The organism is Flagellimonas oceani (genome assembly GCF_011068285.1).
Lineage (GTDB): Bacteria > Bacteroidota > Bacteroidia > Flavobacteriales > Flavobacteriaceae > Flagellimonas > Flagellimonas oceani.
The window spans coordinates 2,745,497-2,763,653 of sequence record NZ_CP049616.1; the positions used below are offsets into that span (position 1 = coordinate 2,745,497).

The window sequence follows — 18,157 nt, forward strand, 5'->3', positions numbered from 1 at the left end:
AAAAGGCATATCTTTATTCCGGTTTCCTCAAAACTGAACTAAATACTTAACTATGAAAAACAACAAGAACATTGTAATTGCTTCTTTTGGAGCAATTTTGCTGCTATTGGGAGCCTGCCAACAAGGCCCTAAAAAAGAAGAACCAAAAGAATCGGAGCCCCGGCAAGAAAAAGTTGCTCCACCAAAAGGAATCATTTCCTTGGAAGAGTCCAAATCTTTGTACGACAACTACACAAAAAACCGGTTGGATATCATTGAAAAATTCGAGGCCGAACGAAATGCCGACGAAAAATTTGTCCCGGCTCGCTTCACGTCTTTCACCTATGCCGACATGAAACAATATATGCATTATGTTGAGCAAGAAGCTAAAGAAGCCGGTGTTAAGGTAGCCTCATTACGATTATATTTTGCGAACTATCCGGACAAGCCGGATTTCCCGGACGGTGAAAAAGTAGTGCACCCCAGACAGAATTCCATATTTATTGTCCCCACTACAATGATGGACGGGGAAGAGCAAGGATTCTATATTGATGCCGAAGGAAAGGCAAAGCCCATTAAAGGAGTTGTCGGCACCGATGATGCGGATGCAACCGGCGAAACAAATACTGCGCAGGCAAGTTTTGCGCCCAGTCTGTTCCAGCGTGGAAGTACAAGTTTGAACTTGAATCACGGTACATCGGGACCCCCTCCCTATACAGACTTTTAACAAATAGGTCAAGATGCCAGAAGCTTTAATCAGAATAATTAATGACCATTTTTATATACCGCTATATCTCCTGACATGGATAATCTCGGTAATTAGGTACAGAAGTTATTTTGACACCCCATTAAAGTATCTGCCCATCCTCATAATTTATACTTTTTTTACCGAGACACTTGGTTACTTCATAAAGTATAGTAATGAATTTCAATTCTTTTCCGATTCACGACATGCGTGGCACAATGTAATCATCTTCAACATCTATCAAATCATTTTCTTTCTATTCTTCTTTGAAGTTTTCAGAAAATTAATCAAAAGACAAGTTCTTAAGAAACAAATACGTTACTTGAGCATTTTTTGTTTGATGGCCTACATTATCAATGCAATGGTCTACAATCCATTGCATAATCAAACCACCTATGGTCATATTATCGGCTCTATTATAATGTTATACATACTCGCTATATATTTTAGAGAAAAGTACATGGAGGAAATTCCATACCCCTTAAAAGACAACTTGCTTTTTTGGATTTCAATGGGACTTGCGGTCTTTTACTCCATTTTTCCAGTAATATCAATAATTTACCTTTTGAAATTGGATATCGGCGCCCAAATTTACTTTAGGCCATTGTTGCTCACTGCGATTGTTCTAATGTACTGCCTAATAATTATTGGATTGCTTGTAGGTAAACGAAAAGCGTTCCGATAGCATTAAAATCCTTTAAAAACATAAGCCTCCTAAAACGGAGGCTTTTTTTGTTATTTTTACCGAACAACCAAACTAAAAACTCGATACGGTCTCTTGTACGGGCACCATAGCTAATGGATGCAATTTTAACCTTTATCACAGAGCACTACATCCTCCCGTTCTATCTACTTGTGTGGTTGATATCCATGGCATGCTACCGCACTTATTTTGATACTCCCTTAAAATATTACCCCATGTACCTCATGTACACGCTTTTAACAGAATTACTGGGGTATTTTATCAAATTTCATGAAGAATTTCAAGTCGTGAACGACAGCAGGTACAATTGGTACAATGTCATCATATTCAATATCTACTCTGTGATAACATTTATGTTTTTCTACCATATATTCTGGCAGGTTCTACATAAACAAAAGCACAAGAAATGGGTTAAGATAGGGGCGGGCATCAGTTTATTGGGTTATGCCATAAGCTTATTTTTCCAAGATCCTTTTTACTCCAACCTGTATTATGCGGATTTGGTGGCCTCCATGGTATTGCTATTCAATATATGGATGTATTATAAAGAGAAAAAACTTGAATTCAGCCCCTATCCCAACACGCAAAATTTAATGTTCTGGACCTGCTTGGGCCTTGCCGTTTTCCATTTATTTTTCCCGTTTTTGATAATTATAGGTTATAAAGCACCTAAAATATGGGTCAATTATAATCTACGCAGCGTCCTTTGGATTTTGATACTGTTTATGTACGGCTCCTTTATGATAGGCGTTATGGTGCACAAAAGAAAAGCCTTTAGATAGCTCAGCTCAACTTGCCCCAAAATAAAAACGCCCCCAAAAATGGAGGCGTTTTACATATTGTTATTGTACAAAGATTACATTGCTGCAACCTGGGTCATCAATTTGCTCTTAAGGTTTGATGCCTTATTGTTATGAATGATATTTTTCTTTGCCAATTTATCGATCATACCAACTACAGTGGGCAACAAAGCCTCGGCAGCTTTCTTATCTTCTTCGTTGCGCAATTTTTTGATGGCATTACGCACAGTTTTGTGCTGATACCTGTTACGCAAACGTACTGCTTCGTTTCTTCTGATTCTCTTTAATGCTGACTTATGGTTTGCCATTGCTTACAATTAATTCTTTCTAAATTTCTTTTTGTAGCCCGTAGGGGAATCGAACCCCTGTTACCAGGATGAAAACCTGGCGTCCTAACCCCTAGACGAACGGGCCATTATTTCAATTTCAAAAATTTAAGCTACAAAGTTAAAATAAAAGCCTTTTAGCTCAAAATTCTTTTTTGTAGCCCGTAGGGGAATCGAACCCCTGTTACCAGGATGAAAACCTGGCGTCCTAACCCCTAGACGAACGGGCCATTATGCTTGCATAATTGCGGATGCAAAAATACAACTATTTTTAAGTCTTGCAACAGTATTTTTTATTTTTTGCAAGCTCTTTAGTATGCCTTCGCAAACAATACCCTTTTAGTGGATGGTTTTCCCGTTACCATACATTTTCCTTCTTCCGCTTTGGCATCCAATGGAATACAGCGAATAGTTGCTTTGGTCTCTTCTTTTATCCTATCCTCCGTTTCGGCCGAACCATCCCAATGAGCCGAAACAAAACCACCTTTTTCCTCGATTATTTTTTTAAAGTCGTCATAGGAATCCGCCTCTGTAATATGTGCTTTTCGGTAATCCAATGCCTTCTTAAAAATGTTTTCCTGGATGTCATCCATTAACGAAACCACTTTCTGCACTACCTCTTCGGCCTTTACGATTTCTTTGGACAAGGTATCCCTACGCGCTACTTCAAAAGTTCCATTGGCCAAATCGCGTTGACCCACCGCCAAGCGCACGGGAACACCCTTCAACTCATACTCATTGAATTTAAATCCAGGTTTATGGGTGTCGCGGGTATCATATTTAACGGTAATGCCCTTGTCGCGCAGTTCCTTCACCAAGGGCTCTACTTTTTCGGAAATGGCATCCAACTGGTCCAAACCTTTATATATAGGTACGATCACTACTTGAATGGGCGCCAATTTTGGCGGAAGCACCAATCCGTTATCGTCGCTATGGGTCATCACCAATGCCCCCATCAATCTAGTGGAAACGCCCCAAGATGTCGCCCAAACATAATCTTGTGTTCCTTCTTTGTTGGCAAACTTTACATCGAATGCCTTTGCAAAGTTCTGACCTAAAAAGTGGGATGTTCCTGCTTGCAATGCCTTGCCGTCCTGCATCAACGCTTCGATACAATAGGTCTCCTCGGCCCCGGCAAAGCGCTCGCTCTCGGTTTTGGTTCCTTTGATTACGGGGACACCCATGTATTTTTCGGCAAAGTCTGCATACACGTTCATCATAAGTTCGGCCTCTTCAATGGCTTCTTCTCGAGTAGCGTGCGCCGTATGACCTTCTTGCCATAGAAACTCGGCCGTTCTCAGAAAAAGACGGGTCCGCATCTCCCAACGCACTACATTGGCCCATTGGTTCACTTTTAAAGGTAGATCACGATACGATTGGATCCATCTTCTATAGGTATCCCAAATAATCGTTTCCGATGTGGGCCTTACAATCAGCTCTTCCTCCAATTTGGCATCCTCATCCACCACTATTCCGCTTCCGTCCTCGGCATTTTTCAAACGGTAATGGGTGACCACGGCACACTCCTTGGCAAAACCTTCCACATGGCTTGCCTCTTTGCTCAAATATGATTTTGGAATAAACAATGGAAAATAAGCATTCTCATGACCTGTTTCCTTGAACATTTTGTCCAATTGCCCCTGCATCTTTTCCCAAATGGCGTATCCGTACGGTTTAATCACCATACAACCCCTAACTCCCGAGTTCTCAGCCAAATCCGACTTTACCACGAGTTCGTTATACCATTTGGAATAATCCTCTGCTCTGCTCGTTAAATTTTTACCCATCAATTGTAGTTTGGCACAAAACTTGCGACTTTATTAATAAAATGATTGGGTAAAACTAATTATTTTTAGTATGTTCAACAATAAAAATTGCGCCATGTTAAAGTCTTTACTCCACAATAATTTAAGAACCCCCGCCATACTGATGGTCAGTGCCATCTTTGTGGCTTCCTGTGGTTCCTACCAACAAGCTTCTTATTACGATGACGGCATCTATTCCTCCAACGACCGTGTTGTTGGTATTGAAAAGAGAAATGCCCAAGCTATGAGAATAGAAGAGCAAGAAAGTAATATGTACGGTGAGTACTTTGGCGATAAAGCAAGTGAATACGGTCAAATTTTAGACAGTGAAGTTTTTACCGATATCGATAGCTATTCCAGCCAAGCCCAAAACGACACCATTCCCTACGGTGAACAAACCGATTATTTCGCATACAATAATAACTATAATGGAAACCCTGGATGGGGAGATAATCCTTCCAGCATTTCCATAAATGTATACGACAACAGTTGGGGCTGGGGAGGTCTCGGCTGGGGCTGGAACGACCCATGGCTTTGGAATGCCGGTTGGGGATGGAACGCCGGCTGGGGCTGGGGTTGGAACAATCCTTGGCGATTTAACCGTTGGGGCTGGGGCTGGAACGCTGGCTGGGGCTACCCATACAACGGTTGGGGCTGGGCCGGCAACTTTGGTTGGGGCGGATACTATGGCTGGGGAGGCTATTACGGCAACTATTGGGGCCATCCGTATTACAACCGAGGATATTATGGCAGAAATTATGCCTACATGTCCGGACGAAGAGGTTATGCATCCCGTATACCCGGTACCACATTGACATCTAGGTCGAATGGATATTCAAGTAGGTTCAGAAATAATAGCGGACGTTCCAACGGAACAGTTTCGAGAAGCAATGGTTTGGCCAACAGAAGAAGCTCCAATGGCTACAGCAACAGGTCAAACGTAAGAAGGTCTGTAAGTGCCGATGCCGTTGCCAGAAACCAAAACTATAGAACAAGCAGAAGCACCCGTACTTCGCCAAATTATAATGGAAGCTCTAGGTCATATCGCTCCTACGGCACCTCTCCTACCACAAGGAGCAGCGGCAACTATAACAGAAGCTCCAGGAGCTATCAATCCAGGAGCACTTCTCCGAGCAGAAGCTATAACCGTTCCTCTTCTGGGTCAAGTTCCAGAAGTTACCGTAGCAGTGGGTCCAGCTCAAGAAGTTACCGCAGCAGCGGCTCATCGAGCAGTAGGTCCAGCGGCAGCTACCGTAGTTCTGGCAGCAGCTCCAGAAGTTCTGGGGTAAGCAGGTCTTCCAGTGGAGGTTCCAGATCTTCGGGAGCATCGCGCTCTTCAGGAGGCAGTAGAGGTGGTCGCGGTGGTGGTAGACCATAATTTTCACAACAGTACATTGATTAATCTAAATCAGAATAAATGAAAAGAATCTCAACTTTCATCATGGTATTGGCATGCACTTTTGCTAGTGCCCAGACCATTGATGATGTATTGCGCTACAGCACGGAAAATCTACAAGGAACTGCAAGGTTCCAGGCTATGGGCGGTGCATTTGGAGCTTTGGGCGGCGATTTATCCGCTCTCAACGTCAACCCTGCCGGTTCTGCGGTATTTAATTTCAGTGAGGTATCCATTACGGGATCCAACTATCACAGGAACAACGATGCCCTTTATGGCAATACCACAAGAAATTCCACGGACAATTCATTGGACCTTAACCAAATCGGCGGTGTTTTTGTATGGAACTCATCCACCGATAGCCCATGGAAAAAAATTGCCTTGGCGGTCAATTATGATATGGTACAAAATTTTGATAACCAATTAGTCGTTACAGGCTCCAGTGCCGTGGGAATCGACAACTATTTTCTAAATTTTGCCGATGGCGAACCTTTGGGACCCTTACGCACCCAGCAAGGTGAATTTATCGAAGAGGCCTATTTGGACATTGGCGCCAACTTGGGCTACTCCGCCCAACAGGCATTTCTTGGGTTTCAGGCAGGAATTATAGAACCCGAAGAAGACGATGACCAGAACACTTCCTATTTTTCCAATGCGCAATATAGCAATGTAAATCAACGGTACATACGGAATACCTCTGGCTATAACAGTAAGTTCACCCTAAACTTTGCCACCCAGTATAAAGAGGATTTATACTTAGGGGCATCGCTGAACTTCCATAATGTACTTTATGACAGGGTTAGCTATTTGGATGAGGAAGGTTATGACGCGGAATCACCAGTTCAGAGTATTTCTTTTGATAATTTATTGCATACCGAAGGCTACGGATTCTCGTTTAGCCTAGGCGCCATTGCAAAGGTGAATCAAACGGTTCGGGTCGGAGCCAGTTATCAGTCACCTACATGGTACACCTTAACGGACGATACCTCACAACGAATCAACTCGAATTTAGCAGTTTCCGATATTGATTTCATCAACTTTACCATCGTAAATCTATACGATGAATACAGAATAAAAACACCGGAAAAATATACAGGTAGCGTAGCCTTGGTTTTTGGACAAGATGGGCTTATCAGCTTTGATTACTCCTATCAGGACATGTCCAAAGCAGAGCTTAGGCCAACTTCCGACCCCAGCTTTGCCGCAGAAAATGATTTTATCTCCAACACACTTGGCGCAGTAAACTCTTTTCGCGTAGGTGGCGAATACCGAATAGACCAAGTTAGCCTAAGGGGTGGTTACCGATATGACCAAAGCCCATACGAGGACACGGATTTTGTGGGCGACCTGAACGGTTTTTCCGCAGGTATAGGCTACAACTTCGGAGCCAACCGATTGGATTTGGCGTATAGCCGTACCGAGCAAGATGTAAATTCCTATTTGTTTGATGGCGGCATCGACAGCGCAGCGTTGATCAACCAGGTAAACACCAATATTTCTTTAGGTTACACCTTGAAGTTTTAAACAATCGGAAAAAGAAAAAGTACAGGCCTGGAAGAAATTCCGGCCTTTTTTATATCATCGGACCAGAGAAAAGTGCCGGCGAACAGACTTCGCCACAATAACCCCATCTTCATCACGGCCATACTCCAATCGGAACCAATAATCGGACGAAGGCATATCCCTGCCGTTGAACGTGCCGTCCCAGCCAACGTTCACATTCATTTGTTTTAATAGTTTTCCATAACGGTCAAAAATATACACTACAGGATTTTCCAATTCCTCCACTCCGTAAACCATCCAGTTATCGTGAGCACCGTCGCTGTTCGGGGTAAAGAATTTTGGATAACCTACCACTAAAAATTCGATGGGCTGGGTAGTTCCGCATCCATTTTTATCATTAATGATAACGGTATTGATGCCGGGAGGGACATCCTCAAAAACAGGGTCATCCTGAAACTCGCCGCCATTTATGGCATATTCGTAATTCCCATCGCCCACCGGAACAATCTCCACATTGTACGGGTCGGTCTGGTCACTGTTTACAAAATCATCGATTACCCGAACGTCTTCCAGTTCAGGGGTACCGTAGAAAGTTATCAAAATATCATCGGTTATCGTGGTACCGAACGTAGATTCAATCGTCACCCGATACCGACCGGAATTTGGACTGGAAACCGTTAGTTCTGTTTCACCTGCTCCGGTGGCCAATACGGTTTCATAAGTACCATCATCATCCGCATCCAATTCCCAGATTATATTGGCAATACTTGGACCAACTGGAGAATTTAAAGCGGACAAAGTAATATCAGGGTCTCCCTCACAGGCAACAATATCAAACCCTAAAAATTCATCGCGTAGGGTACAGTCCAAGGCATTGTCTTGATCTTCATCTACGGAAGAACCCGTAAAAGTCAACATAAAGGACTCTGGCTCCTCATCAAAATTGGTATTGTAATTATTGATGTACAGGTAATAAATCTCACCTTCTTGTACATTCAACCATTCATCATAGGTATTCTGGCTGGACTTAACAAAAGGGGCACCTTCGCGCCCATCAACAGGGTTCACCCCTATCCCGGTAAAACCGGTATCATTGTATTCATAGTTACATCGGATGGGCTGTGCACTGCCATCGCCGACTATGGTGCAAAAGTTATCGTTGGAGGTTTCATCAAAAGGTCCGTACAATGCAAAATCCCATTCCGAAGTAATAGGGCTACCGGGCGTCACCGGAAGCGCCTCGATATCAAAACCGATCTGTCCATCGGTACCCGCTCGAAACACATACCAGGCTGTGTTGTTCTCGATATTGGCAGAGCTCACGCTCCCCTTTTCCAAACAGCCTGTTTGGGTAATCACTTCAGGGTCAAAATCATCGATATCCCCACTGCCATCAGTGGTTCCCAAGATAGGTGCATCGGCACAAACAGGAATGGCTGTCCTACAATCTGGTGAGTTTTGCGCGCTAACCCATTGAAATAGAAAGAAGCAACAGATAGCGCTAAATAGAGCTCTCATAGAATTTTGGGGCTATTTGGTTATTCTACTTACAACCTGTATAACTCCATTATGTACCCTTTTAGTATTTTTTATCGAAGAAATTTGCTGTTAATCGATAAACAGCCCGTTCGCTATCGTCTCAAGGAGAAATGGCTCTGTATATATTTGGCAAAAGTGCGGTTGCCATTATCATCAACATAGGATAGCTTGAACCAATAATCGGTAGATGGCAATGGCTTGCCCTGAAAGCTCCCGTCCCAGCCCGAATCGAACTCGTTCATTTGCTTGATGAGCTTACCATAGCGGTCATAAATCGTTACAATGGGAGAATTTAAGGTAGAAAGTCCCTCGATTTGCCAAGTCTCGTTCATTACATCACCGTTGGGCGAAAAAATGGCCAAATATCCGACCACTACAATATCCTCCTCTACAACACCACAACCATAAGGGTCTTGCATTCGCACAGTATGGATGCCCGGGGGAACGCCTTCGAACACATTACTGACCTGAAAATCACCGTCATCCAAACTGTATTCGTACATGCCGTTGCTCACCGTATGGATGGTCACCGTATTGTTGGCACTCATATCCTGAATGTCGATACTGGAAATCTGCGGCATGGTGGACATCTCCACAAATACCGTGCGACTGGCCTCACAAATCATTCCATTGGATTGATTGGTGACCATAAGCGTATATTGCCCTCCTTGAGAAACCGTTATGTAAGGTGTTTGCTCGCCAGAACTCCATTGATATGTGTAATTGAGGTCGGGTTGGGTTTCGCCGATTTCAATGCTTCCAACTGTTTCGCAAATCACTGCCTGATCCGCAAAATTGAGTACCGGAGTTTCCACGGCATTTAAAACAAAGCTTTGGGATGCATCATAACAATCGGGGTTTGCCAAAGAAGTGGTCCGTACATATATGGTTTCAGAGCCGCCCGTCAATTCAAATTGTGGGTCCAATGGGTGGCTGCCCGATTCAGCATCCGATGGTGAGCTGTGATAACTGATCACAAAATCATCTGGGTCCTGTCCGGCCAATGCCTCAGTGTTTTTGGTATGTAGGTCAAAGGTTACATCACCTTGATGACAAAAGGTCTCATCCGAGAGCGAACCTGTAACGGGCAATTCATTAAAGCCTACTTGGACATCGCTCACAATGTTTTCTGTAGATGTTGTGACCACAACTCGATATTGTCCTGTATTTTGGACATTGTACGTAGCACTATTGACACCTGCAATCAATTGATATCCACTTCCTGTATCGCTGTACCACTCATAATTGATTGCCCCTGAAGTAGTAGCGTCCAAGACCACATTGTCACCCTCACAAGCTGCAATGGGCGGGCCCAATAAATTGTTGATAATGGAACAATCCAAGGCACTATTGGGATGGTCCACCCAAATATTTCCTGTAAACTGGATGGAAAATCCTGAATTTACATTGCTAAAATTATTGATGAAAAGATAGTAGTCCTCCCCCGCCTCAACTTGCAGCCAATCCTCATAATGTACCGAACTCCCATTGCCGGTAGGATCTTCCCCCACACCGACAAAACTGGTGTTCTCGCTATTATCAAAAAAATTGCATCGTACAGGTTCGCCCAGATTGCCGCAATCGCTTGCGCGGTAAAGTGCAAAATCCCAATCCTCGTTACTATTATGGCCTATGTTGAAACCCAACTGGCCTGCTTCCGCCGTGGTAAACCGATACCATGCCGAATTGGATTCAATGGCTCCGGTAGTGGTCTGTTCCAAACAACCGCTGGAGGACGCCCCGTTAAAATCATCTGTACCAAAACCATTGGTTCCGCCATTAATGGGCGTATTGCTGCATATGGGAACGGCATCAAAACAATCCTGAGCAACTTGCCCATAGGCAACTTGCCAAAATAACAATGGTATTAAGATCTTGGTCAAGGCTTTAAACATAAAAGACTGTAGGTTTGCAGATTATAAAAATACCGTGGTATTCGACTTAACAATAATTTATGTTGTCAAACCCGCTCCAGCAGATGTTAAATCGATCATTAATGTATATCTTTGCTCTCTTTAAGCAGTAGCTATGAAACTTGAAGAGACTTTGGAAGAGCAATACGAAGAAAGAGGAAACGATCATGTTGGATCTTCATCCGCCGATACTCCCATGAGGGATGATGCCTTTGTTTTGAGCGAGGATGAAAAAATCGAAAGAATACAGGAAAATGTAAGGGAAATTATGTTGACCCTTGGCCTTGACCTGGATGACGACAGCTTGCAGGGCACCCCAAAACGCGTTGCCAAAATGTACGTTAAGGAAATCTTTGGTGGATTGCATCCCGATAGAAAACCAAAATCCTCTACGTTCGACAACAAGTACAAGTACGGTGAAATGTTGGTGGAAAAGAACATCGTGGTCTACTCCACTTGCGAGCACCACTTGTTGCCAATCGTTGGGCGGGCCCACATTGCCTACATTTCCAACGGAACCGTGGTCGGGCTTTCCAAAATGAACCGTATCGTGGATTACTTTGCAAAGCGTCCGCAAGTTCAGGAACGTATGAACATCCAGATAGTAAAAGAGCTTCAAAATGTGTTGGGAACGGATGATGTGGCCTGCGTTATCGATGCCAAGCACCTTTGCGTAAACTCAAGGGGAATACGCGATATTGAAAGTAGCACCGTAACTGCCGAATATGGCGGAAAGTTTAAAGAAGAGGCTACAAGAAGGGAGTTTCTGGACTACATCAACCTGGATACCGAATTTTAAACACCGACCGCTTAAATGCAATCTTACAAAAACCAAACCATACGAATCCATAATTCACTTACTGGAAAAAAAGACGTATTCCAACCCATAAACGAAGGCCACGTAGGCATGTACGTCTGCGGTCCCACCGTTTACAGCAATGTACACTTGGGCAATTGCCGTACGTTTATGTCGTTTGATATGATTTTCAGGTACTTCAAGCATTTGGGGTACAAAGTGCGTTATGTCCGCAACATCACTGATGCCGGGCATTTGGAAAACGATGCGGACGAAGGTGAGGACAAGATTGCAAAAAAGGCGAAACTGGAACAGATTGAACCGATGGAGGTGGTGCAACGTTACACCGTTGACTTCCACAATACTTTACAGCAATTTAACCTTTTGCCCCCAAGTATTGAGCCGACCGCTACGGGCCACATTATAGAACAGATTGAAATCATCAAGGAAATTCTTGAAAAAGGATTGGCCTACGAAGCCAATGGTTCGGTTTATTTTGATGTGGTCAAGTTCAACGAAGACCACGATTATGGTAAATTGAGCGGCAGAAAGTTGGAGGATATGATCACCAACACCCGCGAACTAACCGCTCAGGACGAAAAAAGAAACCCGCAGGATTTTGCACTTTGGAAAAAGGCAGAACCGCAACACATTATGCGCTGGCCCTCCCCTTGGGGCGATGGTTTCCCAGGATGGCATTTGGAGTGTACCGCGATGAGCACCAAGTATTTGGGCGAAACGTTCGATATTCACGGTGGAGGAATGGACCTTAAATTCCCGCACCACGAATGCGAGATTGCGCAGGCAGAAGCGAGTACCGGAAAATCGCCTGTCAACTACTGGATGCACGCCAATATGTTAACGTTGAACGGCAGAAAAATGTCCAAATCCACGGACAACAACATTTACCCTGCCGAGATTTTTAGCGGGGACAACACTATTTTGAGCAAGCCGTACTCCCCCTCCGTAGTGCGATTTTTTATGATGCAGGCCCACTACACCAGCATCTTGGACCTTAGTGACGAAGCCTTGCAAGCTTCTGAAAAAGGATATGCCCGTTTGATGGACGCCCTTGACAGTATCGAAAAAATAAAAACAGGTGAAAAGTCGGATTTTGACGTGGCCGCATGGAAGCAAAAATGCTACGATGCCATGAACGACGACTTTAACACCCCTATTTTGATCGCGCAGTTGTTCGAGGCAGTGAAACATATCAATTTAATCAAGGAGGATAAGGAAACTATTTCTGCTGAAGATAGGGATGCTCTGGCAAATTCGCTCCATGCATTTGTTTTTGAGGTGCTGGGTGTCGAAAATCAAGCTATGTCCAAAGATGATTCCAACACGCTCAATGGGGTCATGGAATTATTGATCGATATTAGAAACGAAGCCCGTGCCAAAAAGGACTTTGCCACTTCTGATAAGATTAGAGATCAACTGGTTGAACTGGGCATTCAAATCAAGGATGGCAAGGATGGGACTACCTTTAGTGTGAATTAAACCGTGGTCGCCGTCAAAATTTTTCTCCGGTCCAACCGAAAGTTAATCCAAGCATGAAGAAAATTTTGATAGCCCCATTTGTTTTGCTGGTCAGATTTTACCAACTTTTTATCTCCCCCATGCTTCCCTCCACATGTCGCTACTCCCCTACCTGTTCACAATATACGTTGGAAGCTCTAAAAAAACACGGACTGTTCAAGGGCGGGTGGCTTTCCATCAAGCGCATCGCCAGTTGTAACCCATGGGGCGGAAGCGGTTACGACCCCGTACCCTGAAAAATTGCACTTTAATTAACCCGTGCAACCATCCAAAGTAGTTATATTAGTCCAAAATTTAGATAAATGTATTTTCTCGGATTTGATTGGAACCCCGAAGGAACCCTATTTAAATTGGGTTTCATACAGATAAAATATTATAACTTATTGTGGATCGCGGCCTTTGTTCTGGGCTGGTTCATCATGAAGAAAATCTTCCTGAACGAAAAGAAATCCATGGAAAAACTGGATTCCCTTTTCATTTACACCGTAGTTTCCATTATGCTAGGTGCCCGATTGGGACACGTTTTCTTTTACGATTGGGACTACTACAAGGACCATTTGGCGGAAATCCTATTGCCTATTAGAGAAAATGCCAACAGCGACCTTTTTGGCATCATAAACGGTTATGAGTTTACCGGGTTTACCGGTTTGGCTAGCCATGGCGCCACGATTGCAGCGATTATTGGTATTTGGTTGTATTGCAGAAAATGGAAGGACATTAAAATGTTGTGGCTTTTGGACAGGTTGGTGATTCCGTCCGCCATTGGAGCTGCATTCGTAAGGTTCGGTAATTTTTTCAATTCCGAAATCAATGGAAAAGTAGTGGACAAGTCCTATTTTCTGGCCACAAGGTTTATTCGCGATTCGGATGATATGCCTGCCTATCAAGCTATGGCACTGACAAAGGAACAAACTCCCAATGCAGCCTACAAAGCGATACAGCACAACCCGGAATTTACGGAAATTCTACAATCCATACCATACCGTCACCCAGCACAATTATATGAAGGCTTCTGCTACGTTTTTGTGTTCATAGCACTTTATCTTTTGTATTGGAAAACAGATTGGAAGAACAAACCGGGCTTTCTTTTTGGACTTTTTATGGTCTTATTGTTCGTGGTCCGCTTTTTTGTGGAATTTTACAAAAAAAGTCAAGGCGGATTCGAAGAAGCGTTGGGCATGCTTTCCACAGGGCAATGGCTCAGTATCCCGATGATACTTATCGGTGTTTATTTTATGATAAAACCGGAACCTGTAGAGCTATAGCAGTATGACTAAAATCACAACAATAGCACTAGTTGCTTTCACCGTAGTTTTGGCCTCGTGTAAATCGGAGACCAAACAATCCATCAAAACGGAAAATGTCTCCTTTACCAAAGAAGGCGAACTCTCCGTGTTATCATCGGAAACAGACTCCATAAAGGCAAATTTCGACATCGAGATTGCCGAAACCGAATATGAGACCCTAACGGGACTTATGTACCGAAAGTCCATGCAGGAAGACCGGGGCATGTTGTTCATTCAACCTAAAGAGGCGGAGCAGAATTTTTATATGAAAAATACCGAAATCCCTTTGGATATTATTTATATCAACTCTGGAATGAAGGTCGTTAGCTTTCAAAAAAATGCAAAACCGTTGGATGAAAGCAGCCTGCCTTCCAAAGCACCTGCCAAATATGTGTTGGAAATCAATGCAGGGCTTTCCGACCAATTGGGGTTGCAAGTAGGCGACAGCATCTCGTTTTCCCGTAATTAAATGTTCAAATATCTTCTAGAAAACCAAACTTCGGAACGGTTAATTTTTCGCAAGCTCGAAGAATCAGATTTTGGGGAGTGGTTGCCATTTTATGACGATCCAAAATCCACCCAATATTGGGAAGGCCTCCCTAGTGACCCCATTGAAGCTGCCAGGTCGCAGTTTGATAGGGTTTTTGAACGTTACGAAAACGACTTGGGCGGCATGAATGCCCTTATTTCAAAAGAAACTGGTGAACTGGTCGGCATTTGCGGTCTGCTCGTACAAACCGTGGATGATATTGAGGAACTCGAGATCGGTTACTCCATTCTGCCTCAATTTTGGTTACAGGGCTATGCTTTTGAAGGCGCCCAAAAATGTAAGGAATTTGCTTTTGAAAACAATTTCGCCGATTCGTTGATCTCCATCATCCATGTGGATAATGTACCTTCCCAAAAAGTGGCTCAAAAAAATGGAATGCGCTTGGACAAAACCACTACGTACAAGCATAATCCAGTCCATATTTTTCGGGTAAACCGAGGATAATCGTAATTTTAGCGCCATACTTTTTCGCAACATGAAGCTCTCCAACAGCTACGCCATCCTTACACAGAACAACTCCAACACCGAACCATTGGTTCAACATTTGCTCCGCAACCATGCCGTTTCTGGGTTGACTGAATTACAACCGTTGAAAGGCCTTCTTTTCTCCCGTTCCGAAATCAACAGGTACATGGACGAAGAGGAGCGACACGATATTAAAGTACTCGCCAAGGACAACGAACAAGCATTAAAAACCATGAGCAGTGGTGAGCAGAAAAAGGCATTGCTCAATTATTTATTGCAACAAGACCCAGGTTTTATCATACTGGTAAATCCGTATGACAATTTGGACGTGGCCACCCAAGCTAAACTAAAAGAGCAACTTTTGGACATTGCTTCCAACAAAATCGTGGTTCAATTGGTGAGCAGGTTGGATGATATATTGCCGAACACTGTCCACTTTTTTAAACTGGATGGAAACAACTTGCTAAAATATGATTCCCCAGATGCTTTTTGGAAAGAAAATAAAACCGAATCCATCAGTTTTAATGGAACCATCCCTCCTCCCATATCCAAGATAGATGTGGATACGAAGGAACTGGTGAGCTTCAAAAAGGTATCTGTTGGTTTTGATGGGCGCCAAGTGCTCGATAATATCGATTGGACCATCAAAAAAGGTGAATTTTGGCAACTCATTGGCCCTAATGGCAGCGGTAAATCAACGCTTTTGTCGATGATTACAGGCGACAGCCATAAAGGGTATGGCCAGGATTTGACCATTTTTGGACAAAAAAAAGGAAGCGGTGAAAGTGTCTGGGACCTCAAACAAAAAATCGGATACTACACACCTGCCATCACCAATAAATTTCGCGGCTATCACAGTCTGGAAAATATGATTATTTCCGGACTTCATGATTCCATTGGACTTTATGTGCTGCCCACCGACAGTGAAAAACAATTGGCCAACCAATGGCTGAACCTATTAAACCTCAAGGATAGAAAAAACGACCATTTTCGCGATCTCTCCACAGGAGACAAACGTTTGGTGATGATGGCCCGCGCCATGGTGAAACATCCCCCTCTGCTTATTTTGGACGAACCTACTGCCGGTTTGGATGATTATAACGCACATTTGTTCGTTGCTCTGGTAAACAAAATAGCAAGGGAAAGCGACTCCACCATTGTTTTTGTTTCGCATCGCAAAGAGCCACAGTTGGAACCGGAGTACATTTTTGAGCTCCATCCTTCGGAAAACGGCTCAAAAGGCGCTGTATTCAATATTTGATTGATTCATAAACAAACACTTAAATTAGTCAGCCGTTTTTTTGCTATCTTATAGGGAATTCAACATTTAACCACTCCCTTACATGCAAAAGATTACTGTAAAGCCGGGCGCCAAACTTGTGGATTACAAGGCGTACGGCTCCCTCTACTCCTCTGTTCTTGATTTTACGGAGCAATCCAAAGAACCTATTGAATCGCTTAAAGGCCGAACCATTTGGATGATCAATTCCACCGCCATTGGTGGCGGGGTCGCCGAAATGCTACCAAGCCAAATGAGAATATTGCGCGAACTTGGCGTCTCCATTGAATGGCTTGTTATTGAGGCAAAAAAAGAAGCCTTTTTCGATTTGACCAAACGTATACATAATGCCATTCACGGAAGTGGCAACGGCATTTTTACGACAGAAGACCGGAAAATATATGAGGAAGTCAACAGGAACAACCTATCCAAGGCCCTGGAACTGATAAATGACGGGGACATTGTTGTGGTACACGACCCCCAACCCATGCCCTTGGCGGCCATGATCAAAAAAGAGAAAAATGTTTCCATTATTTGGAGGTGCCACATTGGACTTGAAGAGGATACCGACGTTACGGACGCGGTTTGGAAGTTTCTGGAACCCTACACCAACGATTACGACCATTTTGTATTCAGTCTTCCCTCCTACGTTCCAAAACCGTTAAAAAATAGAACTTCCATTATACCTCCGGCAATCGATCCATTGAGCCATAAAAACCGGGAACTGCAATTGCACAAATGCATTGGTATCCTATATCAATCCGGGGTGTTGGACGACCATAAGGCCATACTGTACCACAGGTATGAAAATTTGGTCAGAAGAGTTATGCCGGACGGTTCTTTTGATGTGTTGGATGCAGGCAAAAATTTGGATTTGATCTACCGTCCCATAGTTACCGAAATTTCAAGATGGGACCGTCTGAAAGGTTTTAAGGAATTGATGGAAGCCTTCATCAAAATGAAAATGGACAACCGAAAATATGGCGACCCAAAAAGTCTGGAATATAAACGTATTGAAATGACCTTACTGGTCATGGGCGGTCCCGACCCTGCATTCGTATCGGACGATCCTGAAGGCAAGGAGGTACTAAAAGAACTTACCGAAACATACAAAAAAGTGGATAGCAGTATGCAAAATGATATTGCAATTTTGCTGTTGCCATTGGACAACCCCAAAGAAAATGCATTGATCGTAAATGCACTTCAGCGTTCATCCAGCATTATTGTACAGAACTCCATTCAAGAGGGATTCGGACTTACGGCAACGGAAGCGATGTGGAAAAGAAAACCTGTTCTGGTTTCCAATGCGGCAGGACTCAAGTTTCAAGTGGTCCATAATAAAACGGGGCAAATAAATCCAGACCCTACGGATATCGAAAGCCTGTCCAAGACCTTGGCCTATATGCTCAATCACCCTAAAGAAAGAGATAAATGGGGTTTTAATGGTCAACTCAGAGTTATTCAGAATTTCACCCTGTTCAGTCAATTGTTATCATGGCTTGGAACGTTAGCAGCAAACAAAGCATAAAAAAC

16 protein-coding genes and 2 tRNA genes are annotated in these 18,157 nt (G+C 43.5%); 12 read left to right on the forward strand and 6 right to left on the reverse strand.

Features of this window, described 5'->3' with window-relative positions; translation table 11 throughout:
* Positions 1-52 precede the first annotated feature (52 nt).
* Both GVT53_RS12660 and GVT53_RS12665 read left to right on the forward strand, forming a co-directional pair.
* The gene (locus GVT53_RS12660; RefSeq protein WP_166248901.1) at positions 53-706 is read left to right on the forward strand and encodes a hypothetical protein; all 654 of its coding nucleotides are present in this window, start codon (positions 53-55) and stop codon (positions 704-706) included.
* Between the two features lie 816 nt (positions 707-1,522).
* The gene (locus GVT53_RS12665) at positions 1,523-2,209 is read left to right on the forward strand and encodes a hypothetical protein (protein WP_166248902.1); all 687 of its coding nucleotides are present in this window, start codon (positions 1,523-1,525) and stop codon (positions 2,207-2,209) included.
* A 74-nt stretch (positions 2,210-2,283) separates the two neighbouring features.
* Here the strand turns inward: GVT53_RS12665 and rpsT are convergent, their stop codons facing one another.
* The 4 genes from rpsT to proS form a co-directional block, all read right to left on the reverse strand.
* Entirely contained in the window at positions 2,284-2,535 is a 252-nt protein-coding gene (rpsT, locus tag GVT53_RS12670; protein ID WP_166248903.1) for a 30S ribosomal protein S20, read from the reverse strand.
* A gap of 34 nt (positions 2,536-2,569) precedes the next feature.
* Positions 2,570-2,641 (reverse strand) — tRNA-Glu (locus tag GVT53_RS12675).
* Positions 2,642-2,711: 70 nt separating this feature from the next.
* A tRNA-Glu gene (locus GVT53_RS12680) sits at positions 2,712-2,783 on the reverse strand.
* Positions 2,784-2,864: 81 nt separating this feature from the next.
* A complete protein-coding gene (gene proS, locus GVT53_RS12685; RefSeq protein ID WP_166248904.1) occupies positions 2,865-4,340 on the reverse strand; it encodes a proline--tRNA ligase in 1,476 nt (491 codons plus the stop codon).
* Positions 4,341-4,434: 94 nt separating this feature from the next.
* On the opposite strand from proS, the gene GVT53_RS12690 reads away from it, so the two are divergent.
* Both GVT53_RS12690 and GVT53_RS12695 read left to right on the forward strand, forming a co-directional pair.
* Entirely contained in the window at positions 4,435-5,736 is a 1,302-nt protein-coding gene (locus GVT53_RS12690) for a hypothetical protein (RefSeq protein WP_240905006.1), read from the forward strand.
* A 39-nt stretch (positions 5,737-5,775) separates the two neighbouring features.
* A complete protein-coding gene (locus GVT53_RS12695) occupies positions 5,776-7,278 on the forward strand; it encodes an OmpP1/FadL family transporter (protein ID WP_166248905.1) in 1,503 nt (500 codons plus the stop codon).
* Positions 7,279-7,332: 54 nt separating this feature from the next.
* Here GVT53_RS12695 and GVT53_RS12700 read toward each other — a convergent pair whose 3' ends face one another.
* Together GVT53_RS12700 and GVT53_RS12705 are read right to left on the reverse strand one after the other, a co-directional pair.
* Positions 7,333-8,775: a T9SS type B sorting domain-containing protein gene (locus tag GVT53_RS12700; protein WP_166248906.1), complete on the reverse strand. Its 1,443-nt coding sequence runs from the start codon at positions 8,773-8,775 to the stop codon at positions 7,333-7,335.
* A 113-nt stretch (positions 8,776-8,888) separates the two neighbouring features.
* Positions 8,889-10,691 carry a T9SS type B sorting domain-containing protein gene (locus tag GVT53_RS12705; protein ID WP_166248907.1) on the reverse strand — a complete coding sequence of 601 codons (1,803 nt, stop codon included), beginning with the start codon at positions 10,689-10,691 and terminating at the stop codon, positions 8,889-8,891.
* A gap of 133 nt (positions 10,692-10,824) precedes the next feature.
* Between GVT53_RS12705 and folE the strand changes: the two genes are divergently transcribed.
* The 8 genes from folE to GVT53_RS12745 all read left to right on the forward strand — a co-directional run bounded on the left by folE (position 10,825) and on the right by GVT53_RS12745 (position 18,152).
* A complete protein-coding gene (folE, locus tag GVT53_RS12710; RefSeq protein WP_166248908.1) occupies positions 10,825-11,508 on the forward strand; it encodes a GTP cyclohydrolase I FolE in 684 nt (227 codons plus the stop codon).
* Positions 11,509-11,523: 15 nt separating this feature from the next.
* Positions 11,524-13,005: a cysteine--tRNA ligase gene (cysS, locus tag GVT53_RS12715; protein WP_166248909.1), complete on the forward strand. Its 1,482-nt coding sequence runs from the start codon at positions 11,524-11,526 to the stop codon at positions 13,003-13,005.
* A 53-nt stretch (positions 13,006-13,058) separates the two neighbouring features.
* The gene (yidD, locus tag GVT53_RS12720; RefSeq protein ID WP_166248910.1) at positions 13,059-13,280 is read left to right on the forward strand and encodes a membrane protein insertion efficiency factor YidD; all 222 of its coding nucleotides are present in this window, start codon (positions 13,059-13,061) and stop codon (positions 13,278-13,280) included.
* Positions 13,281-13,346: 66 nt separating this feature from the next.
* The gene (gene lgt, locus GVT53_RS12725) at positions 13,347-14,309 is read left to right on the forward strand and encodes a prolipoprotein diacylglyceryl transferase (RefSeq protein ID WP_166248911.1); all 963 of its coding nucleotides are present in this window, start codon (positions 13,347-13,349) and stop codon (positions 14,307-14,309) included.
* Positions 14,310-14,313: 4 nt separating this feature from the next.
* The gene (locus GVT53_RS12730) at positions 14,314-14,799 is read left to right on the forward strand and encodes a DUF192 domain-containing protein (protein WP_166248912.1); all 486 of its coding nucleotides are present in this window, start codon (positions 14,314-14,316) and stop codon (positions 14,797-14,799) included.
* The gene (locus GVT53_RS12735) at positions 14,800-15,324 is read left to right on the forward strand and encodes a GNAT family N-acetyltransferase (protein WP_166248913.1); all 525 of its coding nucleotides are present in this window, start codon (positions 14,800-14,802) and stop codon (positions 15,322-15,324) included.
* 31 nt (positions 15,325-15,355) lie between these two features.
* Complete coding sequence (locus tag GVT53_RS12740; RefSeq protein ID WP_166248914.1) at positions 15,356-16,606, forward strand: ATP-binding cassette domain-containing protein; 1,251 nt, start codon at positions 15,356-15,358, stop codon at positions 16,604-16,606.
* 82 nt (positions 16,607-16,688) lie between these two features.
* A complete protein-coding gene (locus tag GVT53_RS12745; RefSeq protein WP_166248915.1) occupies positions 16,689-18,152 on the forward strand; it encodes a glycosyltransferase in 1,464 nt (487 codons plus the stop codon).
* Positions 18,153-18,157 lie beyond the last annotated feature (5 nt).

Coding starts and splice junctions, on each gene's coding strand:
- GVT53_RS12660 (WP_166248901.1), top strand. CDS start 53: ATGAAAAACAACAAGAACATTGTAATTGCTTCTTTTGGAGCAATTTTG.
- GVT53_RS12665 (WP_166248902.1), top strand. CDS start 1,523: ATGGATGCAATTTTAACCTTTATCACAGAGCACTACATCCTCCCGTTC.
- rpsT (WP_166248903.1), bottom strand. CDS start 2,535: ATGGCAAACCATAAGTCAGCATTAAAGAGAATCAGAAGAAACGAAGCA.
- proS (WP_166248904.1), bottom strand. CDS start 4,340: ATGGGTAAAAATTTAACGAGCAGAGCAGAGGATTATTCCAAATGGTAT.
- GVT53_RS12690 (WP_240905006.1), top strand. CDS start 4,435: ATGTTAAAGTCTTTACTCCACAATAATTTAAGAACCCCCGCCATACTG.
- GVT53_RS12695 (WP_166248905.1), top strand. CDS start 5,776: ATGAAAAGAATCTCAACTTTCATCATGGTATTGGCATGCACTTTTGCT.
- GVT53_RS12700 (WP_166248906.1), bottom strand. CDS start 8,775: ATGAGAGCTCTATTTAGCGCTATCTGTTGCTTCTTTCTATTTCAATGG.
- GVT53_RS12705 (WP_166248907.1), bottom strand. CDS start 10,691: ATGTTTAAAGCCTTGACCAAGATCTTAATACCATTGTTATTTTGGCAA.
- folE (WP_166248908.1), top strand. CDS start 10,825: ATGAAACTTGAAGAGACTTTGGAAGAGCAATACGAAGAAAGAGGAAAC.
- cysS (WP_166248909.1), top strand. CDS start 11,524: ATGCAATCTTACAAAAACCAAACCATACGAATCCATAATTCACTTACT.
- yidD (WP_166248910.1), top strand. CDS start 13,059: ATGAAGAAAATTTTGATAGCCCCATTTGTTTTGCTGGTCAGATTTTAC.
- lgt (WP_166248911.1), top strand. CDS start 13,347: ATGTATTTTCTCGGATTTGATTGGAACCCCGAAGGAACCCTATTTAAA.
- GVT53_RS12730 (WP_166248912.1), top strand. CDS start 14,314: ATGACTAAAATCACAACAATAGCACTAGTTGCTTTCACCGTAGTTTTG.
- GVT53_RS12735 (WP_166248913.1), top strand. CDS start 14,800: ATGTTCAAATATCTTCTAGAAAACCAAACTTCGGAACGGTTAATTTTT.
- GVT53_RS12740 (WP_166248914.1), top strand. CDS start 15,356: ATGAAGCTCTCCAACAGCTACGCCATCCTTACACAGAACAACTCCAAC.
- GVT53_RS12745 (WP_166248915.1), top strand. CDS start 16,689: ATGCAAAAGATTACTGTAAAGCCGGGCGCCAAACTTGTGGATTACAAG.